The sequence below is a fragment of the Mycolicibacterium aubagnense genome, assembly GCF_010730955.1.
GTDB lineage: Bacteria > Actinomycetota > Actinomycetes > Mycobacteriales > Mycobacteriaceae > Mycobacterium > Mycobacterium aubagnense.
This window is the reverse complement of the sequence record NZ_AP022577.1, coordinates 5,069,586-5,088,864: the sequence shown is the minus strand read 5'-3', so window position 1 is coordinate 5,088,864 and position 19,279 is coordinate 5,069,586. Positions and strand designations below refer to the sequence as shown.

General features: G+C 68.1%; 19 protein-coding genes. 4 read left to right on the top strand and 15 right to left on the bottom strand.

Features of this window, described 5'->3' with window-relative positions:
* Positions 1 to 19 precede the first annotated feature (19 nt).
* The 8 genes from G6N59_RS24360 to G6N59_RS24325 are packed head-to-tail and all read right to left on the bottom strand — an operon-like array spanning position 20 to position 6,960.
* Positions 20 to 856: a DegV family protein gene (locus G6N59_RS24360; protein ID WP_138229491.1), complete on the bottom strand. Its 837-nt coding sequence runs from the start codon at positions 854 to 856 to the stop codon at positions 20 to 22.
* Positions 857 to 872: 16 nt separating this feature from the next.
* Entirely contained in the window at positions 873 to 1,607 is a 735-nt protein-coding gene (gene octT / locus G6N59_RS24355) for a diglucosylglycerate octanoyltransferase (RefSeq protein WP_138229490.1), read from the bottom strand.
* Entirely contained in the window at positions 1,597 to 2,265 is a 669-nt protein-coding gene (gpgP, locus tag G6N59_RS24350; RefSeq protein WP_138229489.1) for a glucosyl-3-phosphoglycerate phosphatase, read from the bottom strand. The genes octT and gpgP overlap by 11 nt, the downstream gene beginning before the upstream one ends.
* On the bottom strand, positions 2,262 to 2,684 hold the full coding sequence (rsfS, locus tag G6N59_RS24345) for a ribosome silencing factor (protein WP_138229488.1): 423 nt from the start codon (positions 2,682 to 2,684) through the stop codon (positions 2,262 to 2,264). The genes gpgP and rsfS overlap by 4 nt, the downstream gene beginning before the upstream one ends.
* A complete protein-coding gene (nadD, locus tag G6N59_RS24340; protein ID WP_138229680.1) occupies positions 2,681 to 3,313 on the bottom strand; it encodes a nicotinate-nucleotide adenylyltransferase in 633 nt (210 codons plus the stop codon). The genes rsfS and nadD overlap by 4 nt, the downstream gene beginning before the upstream one ends.
* 52 nt (positions 3,314 to 3,365) lie before the next feature.
* Positions 3,366 to 4,811, bottom strand: coding sequence for a vWA domain-containing protein (locus G6N59_RS24335; protein ID WP_138229487.1), 1,446 nt, complete (start codon positions 4,809 to 4,811; stop codon positions 3,366 to 3,368).
* Between the two features lie 8 nt (positions 4,812 to 4,819).
* Complete coding sequence (locus G6N59_RS24330; protein WP_138229486.1) at positions 4,820 to 5,701, bottom strand: AAA family ATPase; 882 nt, start codon at positions 5,699 to 5,701, stop codon at positions 4,820 to 4,822.
* An 11-nt stretch (positions 5,702 to 5,712) separates the two neighbouring features.
* A complete protein-coding gene (locus tag G6N59_RS24325) occupies positions 5,713 to 6,960 on the bottom strand; it encodes a glutamate-5-semialdehyde dehydrogenase (RefSeq protein ID WP_138229485.1) in 1,248 nt (415 codons plus the stop codon).
* A gap of 56 nt (positions 6,961 to 7,016) precedes the next feature.
* Here G6N59_RS24325 and G6N59_RS24320 point away from each other — a divergent pair, with 56 nt between their 5' ends.
* The 3 genes from G6N59_RS24320 (at position 7,017) to G6N59_RS24310 (ending at position 10,861) form a co-directional block, all read left to right on the top strand.
* Complete coding sequence (locus tag G6N59_RS24320; RefSeq protein WP_138229484.1) at positions 7,017 to 7,877, top strand: ribokinase; 861 nt, start codon at positions 7,017 to 7,019, stop codon at positions 7,875 to 7,877.
* A 146-nt stretch (positions 7,878 to 8,023) separates the two neighbouring features.
* On the top strand, positions 8,024 to 9,187 hold the full coding sequence (locus tag G6N59_RS24315; protein ID WP_138229483.1) for a DUF2306 domain-containing protein: 1,164 nt from the start codon (positions 8,024 to 8,026) through the stop codon (positions 9,185 to 9,187).
* Between the two features lie 84 nt (positions 9,188 to 9,271).
* Positions 9,272 to 10,861: an HNH endonuclease signature motif containing protein gene (locus G6N59_RS24310; RefSeq protein WP_163911680.1), complete on the top strand. Its 1,590-nt coding sequence runs from the start codon at positions 9,272 to 9,274 to the stop codon at positions 10,859 to 10,861.
* Positions 10,862 to 10,889: 28 nt separating this feature from the next.
* Here the strand turns inward: G6N59_RS24310 and G6N59_RS24305 are convergent, their stop codons facing one another.
* Positions 10,890 to 12,950, bottom strand: a complete 2,061-nt coding sequence (locus G6N59_RS24305) for an NAD(+) synthase (RefSeq protein WP_138229482.1) — start codon at positions 12,948 to 12,950, stop codon at positions 10,890 to 10,892.
* A gap of 58 nt (positions 12,951 to 13,008) precedes the next feature.
* Between G6N59_RS24305 and G6N59_RS24300 the strand changes: the two genes are divergently transcribed.
* Entirely contained in the window at positions 13,009 to 13,854 is an 846-nt protein-coding gene (locus G6N59_RS24300; protein WP_138229481.1) for an NAD-dependent protein deacetylase, read from the top strand.
* Here the strand turns inward: G6N59_RS24300 and G6N59_RS24295 are convergent.
* The 6 genes from G6N59_RS24295 to rplU all read right to left on the bottom strand — a co-directional run bounded on the left by G6N59_RS24295 (position 13,830) and on the right by rplU (position 19,191).
* Complete coding sequence (locus tag G6N59_RS24295) at positions 13,830 to 15,137, bottom strand: protoporphyrinogen/coproporphyrinogen oxidase (RefSeq protein ID WP_138229480.1); 1,308 nt, start codon at positions 15,135 to 15,137, stop codon at positions 13,830 to 13,832. The two genes, G6N59_RS24300 and G6N59_RS24295, sit on opposite strands and share 25 nt — an antisense overlap.
* A gap of 4 nt (positions 15,138 to 15,141) precedes the next feature.
* Positions 15,142 to 15,765 carry a PIG-L deacetylase family protein gene (locus tag G6N59_RS24290; protein ID WP_138229479.1) on the bottom strand — a complete coding sequence of 208 codons (624 nt, stop codon included), beginning with the start codon at positions 15,763 to 15,765 and terminating at the stop codon, positions 15,142 to 15,144.
* A gap of 130 nt (positions 15,766 to 15,895) precedes the next feature.
* A complete protein-coding gene (gene proB, locus G6N59_RS24285) occupies positions 15,896 to 17,032 on the bottom strand; it encodes a glutamate 5-kinase (protein ID WP_138229478.1) in 1,137 nt (378 codons plus the stop codon).
* Positions 17,029 to 18,489 carry a GTPase ObgE gene (gene obgE, locus G6N59_RS24280; protein ID WP_138229477.1) on the bottom strand — a complete coding sequence of 487 codons (1,461 nt, stop codon included), beginning with the start codon at positions 18,487 to 18,489 and terminating at the stop codon, positions 17,029 to 17,031. Before obgE ends, proB begins: the two co-directional genes overlap by 4 nt.
* 102 nt (positions 18,490 to 18,591) lie before the next feature.
* The gene (gene rpmA / locus G6N59_RS24275; protein ID WP_020102180.1) at positions 18,592 to 18,849 is read right to left on the bottom strand and encodes a 50S ribosomal protein L27; all 258 of its coding nucleotides are present in this window, start codon (positions 18,847 to 18,849) and stop codon (positions 18,592 to 18,594) included.
* Positions 18,850 to 18,867: 18 nt separating this feature from the next.
* Entirely contained in the window at positions 18,868 to 19,191 is a 324-nt protein-coding gene (gene rplU / locus G6N59_RS24270; protein WP_138229476.1) for a 50S ribosomal protein L21, read from the bottom strand.
* Positions 19,192 to 19,279 lie beyond the last annotated feature (88 nt).

The following is a 19,279-nucleotide window of genomic DNA, read 5'->3' as shown; positions in this document are numbered from 1 at the left end:
TCGCCACCGACCGGGAGCGCTACTCCTGCGTGCTGACGATCACGCCGACGGCGCCGGACCCGACGTGTACCGCCAACACGGGCCCCATGTCGGTCACCACGAGTGATTCGACCTGGGGCAGACGGGAAGTCAGGGCGGCACCGATCGACGCGGCATCGTCGTGATTGTCGACGTGGTGCACGGCGATGGACGCGGGGCGGTCACCGACCAGCGCGACCACCCGTTCGATCATCGCGGCATGCGCCTTGGCCACGGTCCGAATCCGCTGATCCAGGACCAGCCGGCCGTCGATGTCCAACTGCAGCAACGGCTTCAGCGACAACGCGGTACCGAGCCAGGAGGCCGCGGTGCCGATGCGGCCGCTGCGGCGCAGGTTGTCCAACCGATGCACGACGATGAAGCCGTGTTGCTTGCCGGACTCCGAACGGGCCTGCGCCTCAACGGCATCCAGGTTCGCGCCGGCAGCCGCAGCCCGGGCCGCGGCGAGAGCGACGAACCCCACCCCCATGGCCGCGGACCGTGAATTCACGACGCGCACAGCGGAACCCAATTCCCGGCCGACGGCCGCGGCGGAACTGAACGTGCTCGACAGGCCGGCCGACAGATGCACTGCCACCACGCCGTCTCCACCACTGTCAGCCAGGGCCTGTTGGTAAACGTCGGTCAGATCCGCGGGCGCCGCGCCCGAGGTGGACACGTGCGACCGGTCCTGGATGTCCTGCGGGATCGGGTCGACCCCGTCCTGGTAATCGACACCATCCTGCAGCACATGCAGCGGGACCACCCGAATGTCCCAACGCTTCAACTCATCTGGGTCTAGCCGGGCCGACGAGTCGGTCACCACCACCACAGTCATGACGGGCCTGCCATGACTAGTCGTCAGTCCGCTGCGACACCACACCGGCCTCGGCCAGCCCCTTGAGCATGAGTTCGGCGACCGCGCGGTGCGCCTCGAAGTTCCAGTGGATGCCGTCCGGATTCGCCCGGCCCGACATCACCTCGTCCCCGACGGCGGCCTTGAGGTCAACGACCGGAATCTGCTTCGCGTCAGCCCAATCGGTGATCGCCGCCACCGTGGCGTCACGCCACCGGTGCGAGCTGCCGTAGGTCTCCGCGATGTGCACCGACGGAATCGTCGCGACGAACGGAATACCGGGCCGGTTGAAATCGATTGCCCCGCGGGTCTCTTCGAGATATTCGACGGTCAGGTGCGCCGGCAGCGCGGGCCGGGCGATCGGCGACAGCCGCGGTTGCAGCCAGCCGTAGCCGTCCCGCACCATGCGGCGCAGCCACGGCGGACGCACGTAGCGGATGAGCTCCCGCAGCGCCGTCGGCAACGGCGACGGCAATGAGTCCATGCCGCAGGTCGCGAAGATCACCGCGCCGGCCTTCGGCAGCGCCGCCCAGGAGCGCGGATCCTGGGTTGCGGCCCACCACACGTCGCGGCAGGTCCAGCCGATGCGGCCGATCAGCTCCAAGTCCCAACCAAGTTGGGAAGCAACGATATTCGGCCAGATACGCGGATCATCGGACGGCAGTCCGCCGCCGGGGCCGTAGTAGGACAGCGAGTCGCAGAAGACGAGGAGAACGGGACGGTCAGAGGACATCGTTGGCCACCTGAGCCGAGGCGTTCCACACGTCCAGACGCCACTTGACCGGATCGTCGTCGGCAAGCCCGGCGCTGTGTCCCGACAGCTGCACCCAGCTGGCATTGCCCATGCCGCCGAGCACCGGCCAGTTGTCCACCGGCAGGTCCAGCAGGGCCGCGGTCAGCGCCGCGATCAGGCCGCCGTGCGCCACGAGCACCACCGGGCGGTCGACCTCGTCGACACCCCACTCGGGCAGCTTGCGCAACTGCTCGATCACCACCGGCAGACTGCGATTCGCGACGTCCACCCGGCTCTCGCCGTTGTGCGGCGCCCAACGGGCATCCTCCCGCCAGGCCAGCCGGGCACCGGGAGCCACGGCGTCGACCTCCTGATGCGTCAGACCCTGCCAGTCGCCCAGGTGCGTCTCGCGCAGCCGCTCGTCGACGGACACCGTCATGCCGGCCTGGTCCCCGAGCGTCGTCGCGGTATCGAGGGCACGGCGCAGATCGGATGACACGATCACCAGCGGCTGACGCTTGGCCAGCACCTCGGCAGCGGCGACGGCCTGGGCCCGGCCCAGGTCGCTGAGGTCGGTGTCGAGCTGGCCCTGCATCCGGCTGGTGGCGTTGTACTCCGTCTGGCCGTGACGCAGCAGCAGAAGCCGCCGGTTCCTCACTCGCCGTCCTCGTCGGGCGCGTCGTCACCGTCGGGATCAGCAGGCCTCGCCGGCAGGTCTCCGTTCAAGTCCACCTCGATGGCCGGGCAATCCCGCCACAGCCGGTCGAGCGCGTAGTACTCGCGCTCCTCCTGGTGCTGGATGTGCACGACGATGTCGACGTAGTCGAGCAGCACCCAGCGGCCCTCGCGGGCGCCTTCGCGGCGGGCCGGCTTGTGGCCTGCCCAGCGCATCTTCTCCTCGACCTCGTCGACGATGGCGTTGACCTGGCGGTCGTTGGACGCGGAGGCGATGACGAAGTAGTCGGTGATGACCAACTGGTCCGACACGTCGATGACGCTGATGTTCTCGCCGAGCTTGGCGGCAGCCGCACGGGCGGCGACCGTCGCCATGCTGAGGGCTTCAGGGGTGGCCGTCATGTGTTCTCCTGCTGGTTCGCGGCCTGGTAGAGCCTGCGTTTGGATACGTATTGGACGACGCCGTCGGGCACCAGGTACCAGATGGGCCGGTTGGCCTGGGCGCGGCGACGGCAGTCGCTCGATGAGATGGCCAGTGCGGGCACCTCGACCAGGGTCAGGGCGTCGGGTGGCAGTTCTTTCTGTGCTTGCTCGATGTGCTTGCCGTCCAGCTCGTAGCCGGGCCGGCTGACGCCGACGAACCGGGCGGTGGAGAACATCTCCTCCCAGTTCTGCCAGGACAGGATCGAGGCCAGCGCGTCGGCGCCGGTGATGAAGAACAGGTCGGTGTCGGGGTTCTGCCTGGCCAGGTCGCGCAGCGTGTCTTTGGTGTAGGTGGGGCCACCGCGGTCGATGTCGACGCGGCTCACCGAGAACCGCGGGTTGGCGGCCGTCGCGATGACCGTCATCAGGTACCGGTCCTCGGCGGCGGTGACGTGCCGGTCCCGCTTCTGCCAGGGCTGCCCGGTGGGCACGAACACCACTTCGTCGAGCTCGAACAGGTCAGCCACTTCGCTGGCCGCGACGAGGTGTCCATGGTGGATGGGATCGAACGTCCCACCCATCACTCCCAGCCTGCGTCGAGTCACGATTTGCCAGCTTACGGCAGCGTTCGGAGCCAACTCCGGGGCAGGACCTCGCGGGCTAGACGGGCAGCAGGTTGTCGATCACCGCGGCGAGCTGCTTGGCGGACCGGCATTCGTGCATGGTGATGACGTCCTGGTACTTGGCCGTCGCCGAGTCGCCGCTGCCCCACAGGTGCTTGGGCTCAGGGTTGAGCCAGTGCGCGTGCCGGCTGGCGTTGACCATTCCGGCCAGTAGATCGGCCTGCGGGTTGCGGTAGTTGTTGCGGCCGTCGCCGAGCACCAGCAACGCCGTGCGCGGCGAGAGCGCATTCGGCCACTTGTCGAGGAACGAGACGAACGCGTGGCCGTAGTCCGAGTGCCCGTCCCGCGTGTAGACAGCCGCCTCGCGGGTGATCTTCTGCACCGCGACGGCCAGGTCGGCATCGGGCCCGAACAGCTCGGTGACCTCGTCGGTGGTGTCGATGAAGGCGAACACGCGAACCCGACTGAACTGCTGGCGCAGCGCGTGCACCAGCATCAGCGTGAAGTGGCTGAAGCCCGCGACGGAGCCGGACACGTCGCACAGCACCACGAGCTCGGGGCGGGCCGGATGCGGTTTCTTGAGGACGACGTCGATGGGAACGCCGCCGGTCGACATCGACTTGCGCAGCGTCTTGCGCAGGTCGATCTGGCCGGCGTGGGAACGACGCCGCCGGGCAGCGAGCCGGGTGGCCAGCGTACGAGCCAGGGGCGCAACGACATTGCGCATCTGGCGCAGTTGTTCGCCTGACGCCCTGAGGAATTCGACGTTCTCGGCCAGCTGCGGGATGCCGTAGGTCTGCACGTGGTCGCGGCCGATCTGCTCGGCGGTGCGCCGCTTGGTCTCCGACTCGACCATGTGCCGCAGCTGCGAAATACGCTTCGCGGCAATTGCTTTGGCGATCTGTTCCTGAGTGGGTGTGGGCTCGTCACCGTACGGCGCAAGCAGGCCGGCCAGCAGTTTGCCCTCCAGCTGGTCGAGCCCCATGGCCTTGAGCGCCTGGTACGACGAGTACGACGGACCGCGGCTCGAGTTGTACTTGCCGTAGGCATCGACGATCTGCGCGATCATCGCCATCAGGCGATCGTCGAGGTTGGCCATGTCGGCGTCGGAGAGCAGATCGAGGAGCGCCGATCGCATGGCCTCGACATCGTCGGGCGGTATCCGGTCGGGCCGGTTCTCCGGGTCCGCATCCTCATCGAGTTCGAGCACCGCCCGATCCCCCATGGCCGCCGGGAACCACAGGTCGAACAACGCGTTGTAGGTCTCCCGGTGGTCGGGCCGGCGCAGCACCGCGCACGCCAGGCCCTCGCGCAGCACCATGCGGTCACCTAGTCCCAGGGTGGCCATCACCCGTCCGGCGTCGACGGTCTCGGACGGCCCGACGTTGATACCCACCTTGCGCAAGGCTTCGACGAAGCCCACCAGGTGGCCCGGAATGCCTTGCGGGGCAAGCGGTTGCGCGGGGGTTCGTCCGACAGTCATGACGTCCCCTAGTTGAGCTTCAGCTCGCCGGCGGCGCGATGCTGATCGGACTGGTGCTTGAGCACCACACCCAGCGTGGCCGCGATCATCGCGTCGTCGAGGGTGTCCATGCCCAGCGCGAGAACCGTGCGGCCCCAGTCGATGGTCTCGGCGACCGACGGCAGCTTCTTGAGCTGCATGCCGCGCAGCACGCCGATGATTCGGACCAGCTCGTCAGCGATCTTCTCCGGCAACTCGGGTACCCGGGAGAGCAGGATGCGCCGCTCCAGGTCGGGGTCGGGGAAATCGATGTGCAGGAACAGGCAGCGCCGCTTGAGCGCCTCGGACAGCTCGCGCGTGGCGTTCGAGGTCAGCACCACCAGCGGTGTCTGCTTGGCCTTGATGGTGCCCAGTTCAGGGACGGTGACGGCGAAGTCGGACAGGATCTCCAGCAGCAGGCCTTCGATCTCGATGTCGGCCTTGTCGGTCTCATCGATCAGCAGCACGGTGGGCTCGGTGCGCCGGATGGCCGTCAGCAGCGGGCGGCTCAGGAGGAACTCCTCGCTGAACACATCCATCTTGGTCTGATCCCAGTCGCCGGACTGCTGGCCGGACTGGATCCGCAGGATCTGCTTGGCGTGGTTCCACTCGTACAGCGCGCGGGCCTCGTCGACCCCCTCGTAGCACTGCAGGCGCACCAGCTCCGAACCGGTGCACTGGGCGATGGCCCGGGCCAGTTCGGTCTTGCCGACACCGGCCGGTCCTTCGATCAGCAGCGGCTTACCCAGCCGGTCGGCCAGGAAAACCGCTGTGGCCGTTGCGGTATCGGGCAGGTATCCGGTTTCGGCGAGTCGCTTGGCGACGTCATCGATGTCCGCGAACAGCGGCACCGAACGAGCGGGTGTACTCAAGTTCTTCTCCTCTATGCAGGCCGGGTCTGGCCGTCGCCCCACACGATCCATTTGGTGGATGTCAGTTCCGGTAGGCCCATCGGGCCGCGGGCGTGCAACTTCTGGGTCGAGATGCCGATCTCGGCGCCGAAGCCGAACTGCTCACCGTCGGTGAAAGCGGTTGACGCATTGACCATCACCGCGGCGGCGTCCACCTGCTCCGAGAAACGCTGGGCCGCAGCAAGGTTGGCGGTGACGATGGCCTCGGTGTGCCCGGTACCGTACTCGTTCACGTGCGTGATAGCCCCGTCCACGCCATCGACAATGGCCACCGCGATGTCCAGCGACAGGAACTCGGCGCGCAACTCGTCCTCGCTCGGGTCCAGGTGGACCGTCACCCCGGCGTCCTGCAGCGCGGTCACCAGCCGGGGCAGCGCCGTGTCGGCGATGGCCCGGTCGACCAACAGGGTCTCGGCCGAGTTGCACACGCTGGGCCGGCGGGTCTTGGAGTTCAGCAGGATGCTCTCGGCCATGTCGAGATCAGCCGCTTCGTGGACGTAGACGTGGCAGTTGCCGACGCCCGTCTCGATGGTCGGCACGGTGGCGTCGCGCACCACGGCGTCGATCAGGCCGGCGCCGCCACGCGGGATCACCACGTCGACGAGACCGCGGGCCTGGATCAGGTGGGTAACGCTGGCCCGGTCCTCACTGGGCAGCAGTTGCACCGCATCTTCGGGCAACCCCTCGGCGGCCAGCGCCGCCCGCAGTGCGGTGACCAGAGCCGCGTTGGACCGGGCGGCCGACGAACTGCCGCGCAGCAGCGCCGCGTTGCCCGACTTGAGAGCCAGGCCGAAGGCGTCGACCGTCACGTTGGGGCGACTCTCGTACACCATGCCGACCACGCCCAGCGGCACGCGCTGCTGACGGATCTGCAGGCCGTTGGGCAGCGTGCTGCCGCGCAAGACCTCACCGACCGGGTCGGGCAGGCCGGCGACCTGCCGCAACCCGGCGGCGATACCGTCGAGCCGTTGCGGGTTCAAAGCCAACCGGTCGATCATCGCTTCGGCGATCCCCGCGGCGCGCGCGGCGTCGATGTCCTCGGCGTTGGCGGCCAGCACCGCATCGGCGGCAGCCAGTACGGCGTCCGCTGCGGCGTGCAGCGCGCGGTTCTTGGCTTGAGTGGTCAGTGTGGCCAGCGTGCGTGACGCGACGCGGGCCCGCCGGGCGGCGTCATGCACCTGCTGGCGCAGATCGGTGTCCGTAGCTGCGTGCACACTCATTAACCCAGGGTAACGAGGTATCTGCGGTTCGGGCCGGTCGGGGCTACCGTGGCCCGGTGACTCGGATCACCGTCGTGGGCAGCGTCAACATGGATCTCGTGTTCGGCCTGGCCGAACTTCCCGGGCCCGGGCAGACGGTGCTGGCATCGTCGTTGCATTCGGAGCCCGGCGGCAAGGGCGGCAATCAGGCCGTCGCCGCGGCCCGGGCCGGTGCCGATGTTCAGCTGGTCGCCGCGGTCGGCGACGACGCCACCGGCGGTGCCTTGCGAAAGCACCTGCAGGACAACCGCGTCGGCCTCGACGGCGTGGTCAGTCTGCCGGTCCCCAGCGGCACCGCAGCGATCATGGTCGGTAGCAGCGCCGAGAACATGATCGTGGTGGCACCGGGCGCCAACGCGCACCTGACCCTGGACTCACGACAGGTTCGCGCTGTGGTCGCCGACTGCGATGTGCTGTTGCTGCAGCTGGAAATCCCGCCGTCCACCGCGTTGGCGGCGGCGCGGCTGGCCAAGCAGAGTGGCGCGACCGTCTTGCTCAACGCTTCCCCGGCAGGCACCGACCCGGGTGCGCTTGCCGACCTGGCCGCCGCCACCGACGTGGTGATCGTCAACGAAACCGAAGCCGCCCAATGGCATTGGCCCGTCGCGCATCTGGTCATCACCCGCGGCGCTGACGGCGCCGTGCACCGGACCGCCGAGGGCGAGACGCACGTCGCCGCACCCGAGGTCGAGGCGGTCGATACCACCGGCGCCGGTGACGTCTTCGCCGGTGTGCTGGCCGCCGGCTGGCGTGCGGACGCCGGCCACGCTCTCCTGCGCGCCGTCACCGCGGGCGCACTCGCCACCCTGGTGCCCGGCGCCGGCAACTGCGCGCCGTACGACGAGGCCATCGAGGATGCGCTGGGTTCGGCGCCCTGACAAGCCGGCCTACGCAACTGGCGCGCAGATATCCGCCACCCAGGCCCCGTCTGCGGCAGCACGGTCGCAGTCAGATCGCTCCCGTCGATCCCGATATAGCAAATACTGCCGGTTGATGAGGGGTGGCCCTACAATCTGACGATCAAATGGACGACCACAAAGGAATCGCGGTGTCGCGGAGATTCTTCTGGCTCACGGTCGCCATCGCCGTCTTCTACGTGCCGCTCGCGCTCAACTACACCTGGCCCCTGTTCACTCCCGGAATGTCGCGGTGGCAGGACTCGGTCAACACCCTGGTCAACGGCCGCACCTACGCGGTCGGTGCGGGGTCCGTCGAATCGGTGCGCCACGGTGCCTACGCCGAGCATCGCGTGGTCCTCATGGTCCACACCACCCTGGCCGGACTTGCCTTGGCGCTCGGATTGTTTCAGTTCTCGCCGCGGCTGCGCACCCGCCGGCCCGCGATCCACCGGTGGACCGGCCGGGCGTATCTCGCACTGATGTCCGTGAGCATGTTGACGGCGTTGGTGTTCCTGTATCTCACCCCGGCTGCGCGGCATTTCATCGGGCCGGCATTCGAAACTCAGTTGCGCGCCTTGGCAATCGGCACGCTCGGCAGCGCCTGGTACGCGGTCTACGCGATCCGCCGCCGCGACGTGATCACCCACCAGGCCTGGATGACGTACGGCATCGCGCTGATGATGACGGCGCCGCTGCTGCGCGTGATCTGGATCGGGATACAGCCGCTGATCCCGCAGCACGACCTGCTGACCAATATCGGCGTCGGCTCCATCATCCTCGGCGTCGCCGCGCCCGGCAGCGCCGTTTTCGCCTTCATGCTGGCTCAGCGCTCGACGCGGGATGCGACCATCCCGTCCGCCCCGCGACGCGTGTACTTCTTCGCCTTCGCGCTGGCGGTTGTCGGCTCCCTTGCCTACACCAGCCTGGTCGTCCGGTTGTCGCCGCCCATCCCGCACGTCCTGGTCCTTTTCCACCTGGTGCCGGCGTGGATCGTCATCGCACTCGCGGCGCGGGGGGTGTTCCGGGCTCGGGTCATCGGCGATACCGTGCGCGAACGCCAATGGCGCTGGCTGTTGTGGGGCTTCGCCGGCGCGCCGACGGCCGCCAGCTTGTACGCGCAGATCGTCCCACCGGCGTTCACCACTGCCGACGCCGTGCTCGCCGGCGGCATGGACGGGCCAGTCATTCCCATCACCGTCGGCTTCGCGCTGGTCGTACACGCGGCGGCGCGATCGCAGCGCCGGACTGACGACGACCTCGACGAACCGAACATCCTCGCCGTCGCCTGACCCACACGCCTACGCGGGAAAGTTATCCACAGGCTGGAAATTCTCTTGTGGCGTCCGCTCATTCCGGTCATTACGATCGAAAGCATGTTCGAAGTATTGGTCCTCGAAACCAGGGAAGTTGACGACGCTTCCCTGATCGACTCGATGACCAGCGCCACCCGGACCGAAGCCCAAAACGCCGCCCGCCGACTGGCCGCCATCGCCGAACTCACCCACCGCCGCTGCATCGACCACGAACATCGCGACCTGTGGGCCTGCGACGGCTGGGACGCCGCAGCCAGCGAAATCGGCGCCGCCTTGACCATCAATCGCTGGCAGGCCGCCAGCCACATGCACCTCGCCCTGACCCTGCGCGACCGCCTCCCGAAGGTCGGCGCCCTCCTCGCCGCCGGCGACCTGTCATTGGCGTTGGTCACCCTGATCTGCTGGCACACCGAACTCGTCCACGACCCCGCTACCCTCGCCCTCATCGACACCGCCATGGCCGGCGCTGCTCGCGAATGGGGTCCCCTGTCCAAAGCCGACACGATCCGGCAGATCGACCACTGGATCCAGAAATTCGACCTCGCCGCCGTGCGCCGCACCCGCAACGCCGTCCGCGGCCGCGACGTCGAGTTCGGCAAGCCCGGTGATCCCGCCGGCGTCACATCCGTGTGGGCCCTGCTGCTGGCCACCGACGCCGCACTACTGGAACGCACCCTCACCGCCATGGCCCACGAGGTCTGCCACCAGGACCCCCGCACCCTCGGCCAACGCCGCGCCGACGCCTTGGGCGTCCTGGCAGCCCGCGGCGACCGACTGCCCTGCCACTGCACCAACCCCGACTGCCCCGCCGCCGGCACCGATCCCCGCGCCGCCGCCGTCATCATCCACGTCCTAACCGACACCGCGCCCCACCCGGTCAGCGACCCACTGCTCGACGCACCCGACGCCACCCCGCCGGTCACTACGCACACTGCGGTCGCCGAGGCCCTGGCACCGACGCCCGAGCCCGCACCCGCCGTCGACCAGAGCGCGGTCGGCTACCTGCCCAGCGGGACCGTCATCCCTGCCGTGCTGCTGGCCGACCTCGCCGCCCGCGGCGCCACCGTCAAAACGGTAATCACACCGCAGATTCCGGCCGACGGACAACCCCACTACCGGCCATCGACCACCCTCGACCGCTACGTCCGGATGCGGGACCTGACCTGCATGCACCCCGGCTGCGACCACCCCGCCGCCGACGCCGACCTCGACCACACCGTCCCCTGGCCCGCCGGCCCGACCCACCCCGCCAACCTGACCCCCAAATGCCGCAAACACCACCTGGTCAAAACCTTCTACACCGGCACCACCGGATGGCACACCCACCAAAACCCCGACGGCACCATCGCCTGGACCGCACCCACCGGCCACACCTACACCACCGTGCCCGGCAGCCGAATCCTATTCCCCCACAAACACTTCCCCACCGGGCCGCCACCACCACCGACCGCGGCAACCACCAGCGACCAACCCGACCGCGACCTCATGATGCCCACCCGCCGCCGCACCCGCACCGACGCGCGCACCCGGCACACCCAGCACGAACGCCAACTCAACTGGACCGAACTACTCGAATCCGCACCAACCCCCGAAGCCAAACGCCAACTCGCCCAACAACTCATCAACGGCGACAGCTCGCCGCCGTTCTGAAGCCGTGTGGTCCGAATATGCGACCGGCTCAGGCCTCCGGCACGTTCCGCTCGATCTCGTCGAGCCAGATACGGGCCGACATGTCCGACGGCGCTCGCCAATCCCCACGCGGAGACAGGGCGCCACCGGCGGACACCTTCGGACCGTTCGGCAGCGCCGACCGCTTGAACTGGCTGAACGAGTAGAACCGCTGAACAAAGACTTTCAGCCAGTGCCGGATGTCGGCCAGCGAGTAGGCCACGTGCTCGTCGTCGGGGAAGCCGGCCGGCCAGTCACCTGCGTCCACATCCCGCCACGCATGCCAGGACAGGAACGCGATCTTCGACGGCCGGAAGCCATACCGCAGCACATGAAACAACGAAAAGTCCTGCAGTGCATACGGACCCACCTTGGCCTGGCTGCTCTGCACGTCGGCGCCGGGTACCAGTTCCGGGGTGATCTCGGTGTCCAGCACCGACTGCAACACGTCGTTGACGTCGCCGCCGAACTGCCCCGAGGAGATCACCCACCGGATCAGGTGCTGGATCAGGGTTTTCGGCACGCCGCCGTTGACGTTGTAGTGCGACATCTGGTCACCGACGCCGTAGGTGGACCAGCCCAGCCCGAGCTCGGACAGGTCGCCGGTCCCGAGCACGATGCCGCCGCGCTGGTTGGCCAGCCGGAACAGGAAGTCGGTTCGCAGCCCGGCCTGTACGTTCTCGAACGTCACGTCGTACACGGCCTCGCCGCGGGCGAACGGGTGCCCCATCTCGGCGAGCATCAGCCGCGCCGTGTCCCGAATGTCCAACTCGGAGAACGTGACTCCGAGCGCCTTGGCCAGCGCGGTGGCATTGCTCTTGGTGCGGTCGCCGGTCGCGAAGCCCGGCATGGTGAAGGCCAGGATGTCGCTGCGCGGCCGGCCCTCTCGGTCCATCGCCTTGGCCGCGACGATCAGCGCATGGGTGGAATCCAGCCCGCCGGACACCCCGATCACCACAGTCGGGAAGTTCAGTGCCCGCAGGCGCTGCTCCAGACCGGACACCTGGATGTTGTATGCCTCGTAGCAATCCTGTTGCAGCCGTTCCGGATCCGACGGCACGAACGGGAACCGCTCGATCTCGCGGAGCAGGCCGATATCGCCCGTCGGCGGGGACAGCGTGAATTCGATGCGCCGGAAATCCGACGTCCGGTCGGCGAACTGGCGCCGGTTGTCGTCGAACGTCCCCATCCGCAACCGCTCGGCGGCCAGCAGCTCGGTGTCGACATCGGCGACCGACCGGCGCTCCCCACGCGGGAAACGTTCGGATTCGGCCAGCAGCACACCGTTTTCGTAGATCATGGTCTGGCCGTCCCAGGCCAGGTCGGTCGTCGACTCGCCCTCTCCCGCCGCTGCATAGAGGTACGCCGCCAGGCAGCGCGACGACGCTGACCGGGCCAGCAGTTTGCGGTCGTCGGCGCGGCCGATGGTGATGGGGCTGCCCGACAGGTTGGCCAGCACCGTCGCACCGGCCAGCGCAGCCGTCGCACTCGGCGGCACGGGTACCCACATGTCTTCGCAGATCTCCACGTGCAGAACGAAGTTCGGCAGGTCGGCGGCGGCGAACAAAAGGTCACTGCCGAACGGGACATCGGCACCGTTCACCCGGATGGTCCCGGTGCTGTCATCACCGGCACCCCGATTGCTCCTCGCGTCCGCAGCAGCTACCTGACGCGATTCGTAGAACTCGCGGTAGGTCGGCAGATACGACTTGGGTACGACGCCGAGGATCGATCCGCGGTGGATCACGACCGCGGTGTTGTAGATGCGGTGGCGGTACCGCAGCGGCGCACCGACCACCAGCACCGGCAGCAACTCGACCGACGCCTCGACGATCGTCTCCAGCGCCTCGGTCACCGACTCCAACAGCGTGTCCGACAGCAGGATGTCCTCGATCGAGTACCCCGACAGCGTCAGCTCCGGGAACACCACCAACCCCACGGCGTCGTCGTGGCAGTCACGGGCCAGGCGCACCACCGACTGGGCGTTGGTCGCGGGGTCCGCGAGCGTGGTGTGGTGCGTGCACGCGGCCACCCGGACGAATCCGTGCCGGTAGGCGGAGTAGAAGTCCACGACTCGATTGTCGCACCGTCACGTCGCGTAACACGGCAGACGGCCTACCCTCGATGACGTGCAGGCTCCTGAACTGGTCAATCTGCTGGCCGACCGGCGTCTCGCCGTGCTGACCGGCGCCGGCATCTCCACCGATTCGGGCATTCCGGATTACCGCGGGCCGGACTCGCCGCCGAGCAATCCCATGACCATCCAGCAGTTCCTGTCCGGTCCGGCCTTCCGGCAGCGGTACTGGGCCCGCAACCACATCGGCTGGCGGCACATGGCCGCCCGCCGGCCCAACGCCGGCCACCGCGCCGTCGCCGCGCTGGAACGAGCCAGGCTGGTCACGGGCGTCATCACCCAGAACGTCGACCTGCTGCACACCAAAGCCGGGTCCCAGACAGTGGTGAACCTGCACGGCACGTACGCGCAGGTGATCTGCCTGAGCTGCGGGCACACCATGACCCGGGCCGCGCTGGCCGACGAGCTGGAACGGCTCAACCCCGGCTTCACCGAACGGGCCGCCACCCAGGTCGGCAGCATCGGCGTGGCCCCGGACGCCGACGCGACGGTCGAGGACACCACGACGTTCCGGTACCTGGACTGTCCCAGGTGCGGCGGCATCCTCAAACCCGACATCGTGTACTTCGGCGACAGCGTGCCGAAAGCCCGCGTGCAGCAGGCCTACTCCCTGATCGACGACGCCGACGCGCTGCTGGTCGCGGGATCGTCGCTGACGGTGTACTCGGGCTACCGCTTCGTCCGGCACGCGGCCGCCGCCGGCAAGCCCGTCGCGATCATCAACCGCGGCACCACCCGCGGCGACGAGCTGGCGACGGTGAAGATCGACAGCGGATGTTCGGAGATCCTCGCCCTACTGGCCAGCGAACTGCCGGCTCAGAACCTGTCCGGGTGCCAGTAGACGTCCTCGGGTGTCCCGGACAACGCGTTGTCCACCGCCTCCCGGCCCTGCAGGTAGCCGTAATCCTGGTTCGACGACTCATATCGCCACCCGCCGAAGCGGCCCCGGCTGTAGAAGCCATGTCCGCGCAGCCGCTCGTCGAGCGTCCGCACGATGTCGTCGCGGCCCAGCGTCGGCACCGGATAGCCCATCGGAAGCTCCCGCACGAACCGGCTGACCACGTACTCGGACTCGGCGCCCAGTGCCCGCAGTGATTCCTCGGTGCGCCGCACCGCCTCATCACCGGTCAGCGTTTGCCCGGGCAGCAATGGCACCTCGCACAGCACATTCCAGCGGCCGGTGCCGGCGTTGGCGGGGTCGTAGTTGTTCAGCATCGTGGCCCGGTACCAGGGCACGCCCAGATCCGGGCAGTACAGCCAGGTCTTGTCGGCCAGCGCCGCCGGCGCCGCACCGCGGTAGCCCAGCCCGACCGCGTAGATACGGCTGGCGCACAAGGTGTTTCGTTGGGGCGTTCCCTCAGCGCCTGCCCCACCGAGCCAGTCCCAGGCGGTGGTCAAGGGCGCCGAACTGATGCAGTGGTCGTATCCGACGGTCGAGCCGTCGTCCAGCGTCGCCAGCCGCCGGGCCACGTCGATGTCGACCACCCGGGTGCCCAGCCGGACCGTCTCGGGCGCCAGCATCTGGTCGTACACCCCCTGCCACAACGCGCCGGTGCCGCCGATCGGGTACGGAAAACTGCCCGCAGGCGCGGTGGCCGAGCCGGCCAAACCGAGGCGCGGCACGTTAGGGGCGGCACTGCCGCTGCGCAGCGACGTCCATTCGTGGTCGATCTGCTCGAGCGGGGCCGTCCACATCTTGTAGTTGTAGGGGCCGAAAAACTCGTCGAAAAGTTTGCCACCGAAATTGTTCCGGTAATAGTCGGCGAGGTTGTGCAGCGGTGCGTCGGGGTATAGGTCGGTCGGCAACTCGGTAAGTTGCTGCTGGATGGGCGTGGGCACCAGCGCATGCGGCCCGCTGCCGTCCAGCCACACCCAACCGTTCCGGGCGACGTCGTTCATCTTGACGCCGGACGCATCGACCGCCCGGTCGAAATCCGCGAAGTGGCTGTGCAGCACATGGCCACCGAGATCCCACGTGAAACCGTGTGCGTCGCGAACCGAGGCCGCCATGCCCCCGACCTGATCGCCGGCGTCCACCACGAGGTGGTCGATGCCGAGTTCGGTCAGGCGGACAGCTGCGCCCAGCCCCGTCGGACCCGCGCCGACAATGAGAAAGGTCGGCACAGGGTCAGAAATCGGCGACCAGTCGGGCCGGCTCGAAACCTTCGGCGAACGCCCGGCGGCACAGGAAGCCGTAGTGCTCAGCGGAACTGCGCACCCAGGAGGCGCTGACCTTTTCGCTGGCCTCGGCCTGCGACACGTGCGACATGAGGGCTTCGATCTTTTTGTCCAGCGCATCCGAGATGTCCACGAAGGCGGTCGGATTGAAGCCGATGGCCGACGGTCCGCCGTAGGTCATGATCGACGACACCCACCGCGCGGCCCCTAGGGTGCAGCGGGAAACCACCCGGTGATCCTGGTGGCTGTCGTTGGCCGTATGGGTGTAAACGATTGTGGCAGCGGACTTTTCGATGGCATCTTCGATCAGGTGCACCAGCTCGAACTCCTGCAGCGAGACGCGGCAGTCGCCGAAACCCTGGCCCCACAACAGCTCGTGGACGCCCAGCACCTCGACCGCGCGGAGTTGCTCACGCACCCGCTCCTGCGAGTCGCCCGGCCCCTCTTCGCCGCGGGTCACCACCAACATGGTGACCCTGTCGCCGGCCGCTACATGCTTTGCCAGCGCGCCGCCGCAGCCCAGTTCGATGTCGTCGGGATGCGCGCCGACCGCCAGCACGGATTGTCTCGCCATCGCCCCCTCAATCCTGTTTGCTGCGCAGGTGTCCAAGGCAGCATAACCCTAATTTGCTGGGCAGGCCTTCTCTAATAGGCAAAACGCAGAACGCGGCGGTGATTCTAGCCAAATACACACAAAGTCGACGTCAAACTGCTACCAGGTCGTCGGCATGAACCGCAGGTCGGCGCAGCTCCACGGGCAATTCGGGAGTGGATCGGCCGATGATGCCCGCGAGCTCGGAATCGTCGTAGGCCACGACCCCGCGGGCCACAGCGTTGCCGTCCGGACCGTGCAGTTCGACGACGTCGCCGCCGTGGAAGCGGCCCGAGACCGCTGTGATGCCCGCCGGCAGCAACGATTTTCTTTGCCGGACGACGGCCCGCACCGCCCCGGCGTCCAGGGTCAGCGTCCCCGTCGTCTCCGCCGCATAGCGCACCCAGAACCGCCGAGCCGACATGCGCTCAGGGCGGGCGGCGAACACCGTGCCCACCGAGGCATCGGTCAGCGCGGCAGCCGCGTCGCCGGCGGCCGCCAGCAGCACCGGAACACCCGCATCCGCGGCAAGCAGCGCAGACGACAGCTTGGAGGCCATACCGCCCGTGCCCAGCCGGCTCCCGCCGGTCGCCGACACGCCGTCCAGATCACCCGACGCGGCGACCTCGGGGATGAAGCGGGCTGGATTGTCCTTGGGCGCCTTGCGGGGATCACCGTCGTACAAGCCGTCGATGTCACTCAGCAGGATCAGCGCGTCGGCACCGACCAGCTGCGCCACCAGCGCCGACAGCCGGTCGTTGTCGCCGAACCGGATCTCGTTGGTGGCCACGGTGTCGTTCTCGTTGACGATCGCGACGGCGTGCAGCGCCCGCAACCGGTCCAGGGTGCGCTGGGCGTTGTTGTGCTGCACGCGCTGGGCGATGTCGTGCGCGGTCAGCAGCACCTGCCCCACGGTCCGGTCATACCGGCCGAAGGCCGAGCTCCATGCGTTGACCAGAGCTACCTGGCCGACGCTGGCCGCGGCCTGCTTGGTGGCCAGATCCGTCGGGCGCTTGGTCAGGCCGAGCGGCTCGATCCCGGCGGCGATGGCGCCGGACGACACGATCACGACGTCCGAGCCGGCCTTCATCCGCTTCTCGATGGCGTCCGCGAGCGTGGCCAGCCGGCCCGCGTCGAACATCCCGTTGGGTGCGGTGAGGGCCGTGGTCCCGATCTTGACGACGACGCTGCGCGCCGTCCGCACGGCTTCCCGGTGCGCCGAGACTGCCGCGTCCGTGCCGAGGGTCACGCGTCGTCCTCGAGGTCCTCCGCCGAGCGACGACGCTCCTTGCGGGCCGCCTTGCGTTCCGCAGCGCCGATCCGGTCCGTCTGCTCCAGGCGGATGTCGGTGCCACGACCGGACAGCAGGGTGTCGACACCGGCGAGCGTCTGCGGCTCCCAGTCGAACGTGACGTCGCCGATGGTGACGGCACAGCCGGCACGAGCGCCCTTCTTCAGCAGTGCGTCCTCGACGCCCAATCGGGCCAGCCGGTCGCCGAGGTAACCGACTGCCTCGTCGTTGTCGAAAGCCGTTTGCGCGATCCAGCGTTCGGGTCGCGTGCCGCGCACGATGAAGCCGCCGAAGCCGTCCGATTCGACGGTGAAGCCGCTCTCGTTGACCGCAACCGGCCGGATGACCGGCCGCCTCGGCGCCACCACAGGCTGTGCGGCCCGGTACGCCGCGACCATGTCCCACAAGGCGAAGGTCAACGCGCGCAAGCCATCTCGACTCACCGTAGAGATTTCGTAGACCGGCCAGCCGTACTTGGCGGCGACCTCTTCCTTGACGAAATCGGCGAGTTCGCGGGCATCGGGCACGTCGATCTTGTTGAGGACCACCGCACGGGGTCGCTCGGCCAGGTCGCCGAGCGTCGAATCCCCTTGCAGCGTAGGCGTATACGCCGCCAGCTCGGCCTCGAGCGCGTCGATGTCGGAGATCGGGTCCCGGCCGGGTTCCAGGGTCGCGCAGTCCACCACGTGGACCAGCACGGCGCAGCGTTCGATGTGCCGCAGGAAGTCCAGTCCCAGGCCGCGGCCGTCGGCGGCGCCCGGGATCAGGCCGGGAACGTCGGCAACGGTGAACGTGTGGTCACCGGCGGATACCACACCCAGATTCGGAGCCAAAGTGGTAAACGGATAGTCGGCGATCTTGGGCTTGGCCGCCGAAATGGTTGATACCAGCGACGATTTGCCGGCGGACGGGAAACCGACCAGGCCGACATCGGCGACTGTCTTGAGTTCGAGGGTGAGGTCGCAGGTCTGGCCCTTCTCCCCCAGCAGCGCGAATCCGGGCGCCTTGCGGGCCCGCGAGGCCAGTGCGGCGTTACCCAGCCCGCCGCGGCCACCGGCAGCGGCCTCGAAGCGGGTGCCGTCGCCGACCAGGTCTGCCAGCATGCGGCCGTGCTCATCGAGCACAACGGTGCCGTCGGGCACCCGAACCTCGAGATCCGCGCCGGCGGCACCTTCCCGGTTGCTACCGGCGCCCGGCTTACCGGACGGGGCATCGACATGCGGGCGGAAGTGGAAGTCCAGCAGGGTGTGCACCTGCGGGTCGACGACCAGGACGATGCTGCCGCCCTTACCGCCGTTACCGCCGTCAGGCCCACCGAGCGGCTTGAACTTCTCTCGGTGTACCGATGCACAGCCGTTGCCGCCGTTGCCGGCGCGCGCGTGGATCACCACACGGTCAACAAACCGGGGTGCCATCTGTCGTCCTCTCCATCACACGAACACTTCCCTGTCGCCAGGAAAAAGAAAAGCTGCCACGAGGCGAAACCTCGTGGCAGCTTCACACCTCGTGGGAAAAGGTTATGCCTCGACCGGGACGATGTTGACCGTCTTGCGACCGCGCTTGGAGCCGAAGAGCACCGAGCCGGCGGCCGTGGCGAACAGGGTGTCGTCGCCACCGCGACCGACGTTCACGCCCGGGTGGAAGTGAGTGCCGCGCTGACGGACGAGGATCTCGCCGGCCTTGACGACCTGGCCGCCGAAGCGCTTGACGCCCAGTCGCTGGGCGGCTGAATCGCGACCGTTACGAGAGCTGGACGCGCCCTTTTTATGTGCCATGTCTGTTCGCTCCCTTGCTTACTTGATGCCGGTGACCTTGACGACCGTCAGACGCTGACGGTGGCCTTGGCGCTTGTGATAGCCGGTCTTGTTCTTGAACTTGTGGATACGGATCTTCGGGCCCTTGGTGTGCTCGAGCACCTCACCGGTGACGGCTACCTTGGCCAGCGCGTCGGCGCTGGTGGTGACCTTCGCACCCTCGACCACGAGAGCGACCGGCAGCGACACCGAAGCGCCCTGCTCAACGTCGAGCTTCTCGATCTTGACCACGTCACCGACGGCAACCTTGTACTGCTTGCCACCAGTCTTGACGATTGCGTACGTGGCGTTATCGGCTGCCATCGTTGGTGTTCCTCTGTTCTTCGTTTCGTCTACTGCGGGGCGCGCGCCACCCGAAGGCTGCGAGCGCGGGTCTGTGATGCGGGGCTGT

Excerpts from the sequence above, each read along its gene's own strand:
- octT (WP_138229490.1), bottom strand. The coding sequence starts at position 1,607 with ATGTCCTCTGACCGTCCCGTTCTCCTCGTCTTCTGCGACTCGCTGTCC.
- obgE (WP_138229477.1), bottom strand. The coding sequence starts at position 18,489 with ATGGCACCCCGGTTTGTTGACCGTGTGGTGATCCACGCGCGCGCCGGC.
- rsfS (WP_138229488.1), bottom strand. The coding sequence starts at position 2,684 with ATGACGGCCACCCCTGAAGCCCTCAGCATGGCGACGGTCGCCGCCCGT.
- G6N59_RS24315 (WP_138229483.1), top strand. The coding sequence starts at position 8,024 with ATGGACGACCACAAAGGAATCGCGGTGTCGCGGAGATTCTTCTGGCTC.
- rplU (WP_138229476.1), bottom strand. The coding sequence starts at position 19,191 with ATGGCAGCCGATAACGCCACGTACGCAATCGTCAAGACTGGTGGCAAG.
- G6N59_RS24360 (WP_138229491.1), bottom strand. The coding sequence starts at position 856 with ATGACTGTGGTGGTGGTGACCGACTCGTCGGCCCGGCTAGACCCAGAT.
- G6N59_RS24310 (WP_163911680.1), top strand. The coding sequence starts at position 9,272 with ATGTTCGAAGTATTGGTCCTCGAAACCAGGGAAGTTGACGACGCTTCC.
- G6N59_RS24325 (WP_138229485.1), bottom strand. The coding sequence starts at position 6,960 with ATGAGTGTGCACGCAGCTACGGACACCGATCTGCGCCAGCAGGTGCAT.
- G6N59_RS24290 (WP_138229479.1), bottom strand. The coding sequence starts at position 15,765 with ATGGCGAGACAATCCGTGCTGGCGGTCGGCGCGCATCCCGACGACATC.
- G6N59_RS24335 (WP_138229487.1), bottom strand. The coding sequence starts at position 4,811 with ATGACTGTCGGACGAACCCCCGCGCAACCGCTTGCCCCGCAAGGCATT.
- rpmA (WP_020102180.1), bottom strand. The coding sequence starts at position 18,849 with ATGGCACATAAAAAGGGCGCGTCCAGCTCTCGTAACGGTCGCGATTCA.